General features: G+C 57.9%; 6 protein-coding genes and 1 pseudogene. 4 read left to right on the forward strand and 3 right to left on the reverse strand.

Features of this window, described 5'->3' with window-relative positions:
• A pseudogene (locus AC1DSG_RS26695) lies at nucleotides 1-172 on the forward strand (transcriptional regulator); the annotation flags it as partial.
• A 119-nt stretch (nucleotides 173-291) separates the two neighbouring features.
• Here AC1DSG_RS26695 and AC1DSG_RS26700 read toward each other — a convergent pair.
• Nucleotides 292-681, reverse strand: coding sequence for a transcriptional regulator (locus AC1DSG_RS26700; protein WP_477793566.1), 390 nt, complete (start codon nucleotides 679-681; stop codon nucleotides 292-294).
• Nucleotides 682-859: 178 nt separating this feature from the next.
• Between AC1DSG_RS26700 and AC1DSG_RS26705 the strand changes: the two genes are divergently transcribed.
• Nucleotides 860-1,594, forward strand: a complete 735-nt coding sequence (locus AC1DSG_RS26705) for a DUF899 domain-containing protein (protein ID WP_477793567.1) — start codon at nucleotides 860-862, stop codon at nucleotides 1,592-1,594.
• A 189-nt stretch (nucleotides 1,595-1,783) separates the two neighbouring features.
• On the forward strand, nucleotides 1,784-2,059 hold the full coding sequence (locus tag AC1DSG_RS26710) for a hypothetical protein (protein ID WP_477793568.1): 276 nt from the start codon (nucleotides 1,784-1,786) through the stop codon (nucleotides 2,057-2,059).
• A gap of 62 nt (nucleotides 2,060-2,121) precedes the next feature.
• Here the strand turns inward: AC1DSG_RS26710 and AC1DSG_RS26715 are convergent, their stop codons facing one another.
• Complete coding sequence (locus AC1DSG_RS26715) at nucleotides 2,122-3,468, reverse strand: DEAD/DEAH box helicase (RefSeq protein WP_477793569.1); 1,347 nt, start codon at nucleotides 3,466-3,468, stop codon at nucleotides 2,122-2,124.
• Between the two features lie 192 nt (nucleotides 3,469-3,660).
• Between AC1DSG_RS26715 and AC1DSG_RS26720 the strand changes: the two genes are divergently transcribed.
• Nucleotides 3,661-4,962: a mechanosensitive ion channel family protein gene (locus AC1DSG_RS26720; RefSeq protein WP_477793570.1), complete on the forward strand. Its 1,302-nt coding sequence runs from the start codon at nucleotides 3,661-3,663 to the stop codon at nucleotides 4,960-4,962.
• Between the two features lie 131 nt (nucleotides 4,963-5,093).
• Here AC1DSG_RS26720 and AC1DSG_RS26725 read toward each other — a convergent pair.
• Nucleotides 5,094-5,655, reverse strand: a 562-nt coding sequence (locus AC1DSG_RS26725; RefSeq protein ID WP_477793571.1) for a hydrolase, incomplete at its 5' end; no start/stop codon positions are given.

The raw sequence follows: 5,655 nt of genomic DNA on the forward strand, positions 1-5,655 counted from the left end.
GGGCGGCACTGGCTCTAATTACATTTTGACAATGCGCGGCTCCAGTTTATTGAGCCTGATCGACAGCAGCATTCCGGGCAACGACCATCCGCGGCAGGTGTTGGATGAGCAGGAGGATGCGCTGGATGAAGTGACGTTTGATGAAGTGGCGTCGAGAGCGCAGATTGCCTGAAGTCCCCGAAATAAATGTGGGAGCGAGCTTGCTCGCGATTGCGGTGTATCAGTTAACGATGATGCGACTGATGTACCGCAATCGCGAGCAAGCTCGCTCCCACATTTATTTCGGGGACTTCAGGCAATCTGCGCTCTCGACGCCACTTCATCAAACGTCACTTCATCCAGCGCATCCTCCTGCTCATCCAACACCTGCCGCGGATGGTCGTTGCCCGGAATGCTGCTGTCGATCAGGCTCAATAAACTGGAGCCGCGCATTGTCAAAATGTAATTAGAGCCAGTGCCGCCCTGCTCCTCTGGCCGAGGCTCAATGTAGCCACGCTGCAGCAGTAACTTTTCGTACTCACCAGCCACTGCTTTCAAGTGATCCAGGTTTTCCGTCTGCTCGCCTTCCGCTGTTTTCTCCGCCACGTACTGCTCGGCATAGGGCCGTGGCGTAAAGCTACTGGCACCGTTTTGCACCTCGTGCAGCAAGCGTTCAATCAAATCCCAGTTATAAGTCGTCATCCTGATTCAACCTCCAGACCGCGTGATTGAGGGGGCCCTCTCAGGTTGTGACCGAAACCGGGCGCCGCCGTTCAGCCGTGGTTTTGGACAGCACCGACCGGCGGTATGTCGAATCTGGCGCAGGCCAAACGACTAGTCTGTGTAAGACACCTCCCAGCCTCCCGCAGGAGCAATGCCAATGAACATTCAGAATCATCCCGTGGTGTCCCGCGAAGAATGGCTCGCCGCACGCAAGCAGCATCTGGCCCACGAAAAAGCCTTCACCAAGGAACGAGACAAACTCAGCGCCGAACGCCGCGCCCTGCCCTGGGTGAAAATTGACAAGGACTACCACTTTCAAGGGCCCCTCGGCGAGCTGAAACTGAACGACCTGTTCGGCGGTCGCAGCCAACTGGTCATCTACCACTTCATGTTCGCCGCCGGATGGGATGAAGGCTGCCCCGGCTGCTCGTTCCTTTCTGATCACATCGACGGCGCCAACCAACACCTGGCGCACCATGACATCGCCGTCGTTGCGGTTTCCCACGCACCGTTCGCCGAATTCCAAGCATTCAAGCGGCGCATGGGCTGGAAGTTCGACTGGTTTTCGTCAGAAGGCTGCGACTTCAACTACGACTTCGGCGTCACCGCCCGAGCCGAAGACGTCGCCGCTGGCAAAGCCACTTACAACTACGAAAAAACCGACGGCGCCGAAGAAGAACTCCCCGGCCTCAGCGTGTTTTATCGCAACGAAGCTGGCGACATCTTCCACACCTATTCCACCTATGCACGAGGCCTGGACCTGCTGGTCGGCGCCTACAACTACCTCGACCTCACGCCCAAGGGCCGCAATGAAGAGGAAATCATGGAATGGGTAAGGCATCACGATCGTTATGAAGAGCAAGCTGCGGCCAGTTGCTGCCATGGGGGCTAGCCTTCAGAGACCGAATCGCGGCCATCGCAGGCAAGCCAGCTCCCACATTGGATTTGCGCCAAATGCACAATTTCCAAACGCTACACACCCAATGTGGGAGCGAATTTTCTCCGGTCAACCCCACTGAACTTTTTTCGCGCTTCAACCCTCAACCGGTTAACCCGCCTTAACCGGAACTGAGGCTCACCTATGAAAACCCTGATGAAAATCACCCTCGCTGCCACTCTCGCCTGCGCCCTCCCCGTTTGGGCCTGCACCCCCGAGGAAGCCACCGCCAAGCGTGAGCAACTGGCTAAAGAAGTAGCCAAGCTCACCGAGCAGAATCCGGCCAAGGCCAAAGAGATCAACGCCGAGTTGCAAAAAATGGATCTGGGCACGGCCAGCAAGGACTTGCCGGACAAGTGCCAGTTGATTGATCAGCGGTTGAAAGAGTTGGAGACGGCGGATAAGAAAGCCGAGAGCTGATCCCGAATCCCGCACATAAAAAAACCGGACATCAGTCCGGTTTTTTGGGTCACGACAACGGCTTATTCAGCTGCCGGCGCTTCCGGCTTGCGGCGCTTGAGGGGCGCCATGCCGTCCTTGCTGACCAGTGACAGGGCGTCGGTCTTCGGGCGGTTGGCGATTTTGCGTTTGGTCGGTGCCTTGGCGCCGGTTTTCTTCTTGTCGCCTTTGGCGTCGACCTTTTTCTTCTTCACGCCAACGGCTTTACCCGAGGTCTTGACCTTTTTCGGTCCGCTGTAGGTGCCTTTGACTTCCTTGATGGTGCGGCGCTCGAAGCTCTGCTTGAGGTAGCGCTCGATGCTCGACATCAGGTTCCAGTCGCCGTGGCAGATCAGCGAGATGGCCAGGCCTTCATTACCGGCACGACCGGTRCGACCGATRCGGTGAACGTATTCGTCGCCGCTGCGYGGCATGTCGAAGTTGATCACCAGGTCCAGGCCATCMACGTCCAGRCCRCGKGCSGCGACGTCGGTGGCGACSAGRATYTTCACGCCGCCCTGTTTCAGRCGGTCGATGGCCAGCTTGCGGTCTTTCTGGTCTTTSTCGCCGTGCAGCACGAACGCTTTGTATTCCTGCGCCACCAAGCGACCGTAGATGCGGTCGGCCATGGCCCGGGTGTTGGTGAACACGATGGCCTTCTGATAGGTCTCGTTGGCCAACAGCCAGTTGAGGATCTGCTCTTTGTGCACGTTGTGGTCAGCGGTGATGATCTGCTGACGGGTGGTCGCGTTCAGGTCGCTGACGTTGTTGACCTGCAGGTGCTCAGGGTTGTTCAACACCTTGGCAACCATGTCACGCAAGCCCGAACCGCCGGTGGTGGCGGAGAACAGCATGGTCTGCTGGCGGTTGGTGCATTCAGCCACCAGACGCTGCACGTCGTCGGCAAAGCCCATGTCGAGCATGCGGTCGGCTTCGTCGAGAACCAGTACTTCAACTTCTTTCAAGTCGAGGTTACCGGCGTTCAGTTGCTCGATCATCCGGCCCGGCGTACCGATCAGGATGTCCGGCACCTTGCGCAGCATGGCAGCCTGGACCTTGAAGTCTTCACCGCCGGTGATCAGGCCGGACTTGATGAACGTGAACTGCGCAAAGCGCTCGACTTCCTTGATGGTCTGCTGAGCCAGCTCGCGGGTCGGCAGCAGGATCAGGGTCTTGATGCTGACGCGGACTTTCGCCGGGCCGATCAGACGGTTGAGGATCGGCAAAACGAAAGCAGCGGTTTTGCCGCTACCGGTTTGCGCTGTCACCCGCAGGTCACGCCCTTGGAGCGCCAGCGGAATAGCCGCTGCTTGCACTGGCGTTGGCTCGACAAATTTAAGCTCGGCCACGGCTTTGAGCAGGCGTTCGTGCAGGGCGAATTGGGAAAACACGGGTGCTACCTCGAAGAAATACAAAAAAACAGCTGCATAGGGTAACGGTTTCGAGCGCTCAGGCCGAGTTTCTTTGTAAAAACGACGGTAAACAGTGGCTTTTTGTTGCCTGATTTGTCTTCAAACGTCATCCAAACCCACTTAAATGCTCTAATCGACCGATCGCGWCCTACAGGAGAATCGTTTTAGCCCATGGATATCAAACAGCTCTGGCTCAACGTCCAAGACGTTTGGGGCGCCCTCGACCAGCACCCGCTCGTGCATTCAAGCCTGGCGCTGATGCTGTTGCTGGTCATTTCGCTGGTCCTCGGACGAGTGGCGCGTTACCTCATTCTTCACGCGACCAAAATGCTCGGCCGCCAGCCGGCCCTGCACTGGATCAACGACTTTCGGCACAACAAGGTCTTCCATCGCCTGGCGCAGATGACGCCGTCGCTGGTGATTCAGTTCGGCCTGCACCTGGTGCCGGAGCTGAGCAAGACCAGCCTTAACTTCCTCGGAAACGTAGCGCTGGCATTCACCATTCTGTTCCTGCTGCTGGCGTTCAGCGCGCTGCTCAGCGCCTTGCTGGACATCTACGCCCGTACCGAACACGCCCGCACCCGTTCGATCAAAGGCTACGTACAACTGGCGCAAATGGTCCTGTACGTGCTGGGCGCGATCATCATCGTCGCCACCCTGATCGACCGTTCGCCGCTGTTGCTGCTGTCGGGGCTGGGCGCCATGTCGGCGGTGATCATATTGGTCTATAAGGACACCCTGCTGTCGTTCGTTGCCAGCGTGCAACTGACCAGTAACGACATGCTGCGGGTGGGCGACTGGATCGAGATGCCGCAAGTCGGCGCTGACGGTGATGTGGTCGACATCACGCTGCATACGGTGAAAGTGCAGAACTTCGATAAAACCATCGTCTCGATCCCGACCTGGCGCTTGATGTCCGAGTCGTTCAAGAACTGGCGTGGCATGCAGCAATCCGGTGGTCGACGGATCAAGCGCAGCCTGTTCATCGACGCCAGCGGCGTGCGATTCATCCGCGATGACGAAGAGCAGAAGTTGTCGCAGGTGCATCTACTGACCGATTACATCGGTCGCAAACAGGCCGAACTCAAAGCCTGGAACGAAGCGCAAGGCAACGTGGCGGCCATGTCGGCCAACCGTCGGCGGATGACCAACATCGGGACCTTCCGCGCTTATGCGTTGGCGTATCTGAAAAGTCACCCCGAGATTCAACCCGGCATGACCTGCATGGTCCGCCAGATGCAGACCACCGCGCAGGGCATTCCATTGGAAATCTACTGCTTCACCAGCACCACGGCGTGGGCGGACTACGAGCGGATTCAGGGGGATATTTTCGATTACTTGCTGGCGGTGCTGCCGGAGTTTGGTTTGAGTCTTTATCAGCAGCCGAGTGGTGGGGATTTGCGGGCCGGGTTGTTGCCGGCGATGCTGGGCGCAAGCCACATCATCCCCGAAGCCGAAAAACACATCATGTAAACACTACAAAACCCTGTGGGAGCGAGCCTGCTCGCGATGCGTTCTGACAGTCACACTCATATCGACTGACACTCCGTCATCGCGAGCAGGCTCACTCCCACAGGGATTGCGTCATTTTCAGGATTGGCAGGTTACTTGACCTGACGCTGAGGTGCCTTGTGCACCATGGTGTAAGCGTAATCCACGCCCATGCCATACGCGCCACTGTGTTCCAGCACCAATTCCATCACGGCTTCGTAGGTGTCCTTGTGTGCCCAGTCGCGTTGGTACTCAAGCAGAACCTGTTGCCAGGTCACCGGCACCGCACCGGCCTGAATCATCCGTTGCACCGACATGTCGTGCGCTTCTTTGGTGGTACCGCCGGAAGCGTCGGTGACGATGTACACCTCGTAACCTTCAGCCAACGCTTGCAGTGCCGGGAAGGTCAGGCAGACCTCGGTCCACAGCGCGGCAATGATCAACTTCTTGCGGCCGGTGGCTTTCACCGCGTCTACCAGCGCCTTGTCTTCCCACGAGTTCATCGAGGTGCGCTCGATCGGCTTTTGCTCCGGGTGAACCGCCAGCAACTCGGGCCAGATGTAGCCGCTGAAGCTTTCGGTTTCCACCGAGGTGTAAATGGTCGGCACGTTGAAAATCTTCGCGGCCTTGGCCAGGCCTACCGTGTTGTTCTTCAGCGTTTGACGGTCGATCGAC

It is taken from the genome of Pseudomonas sp. P5_A12 (genome assembly GCF_056400685.1).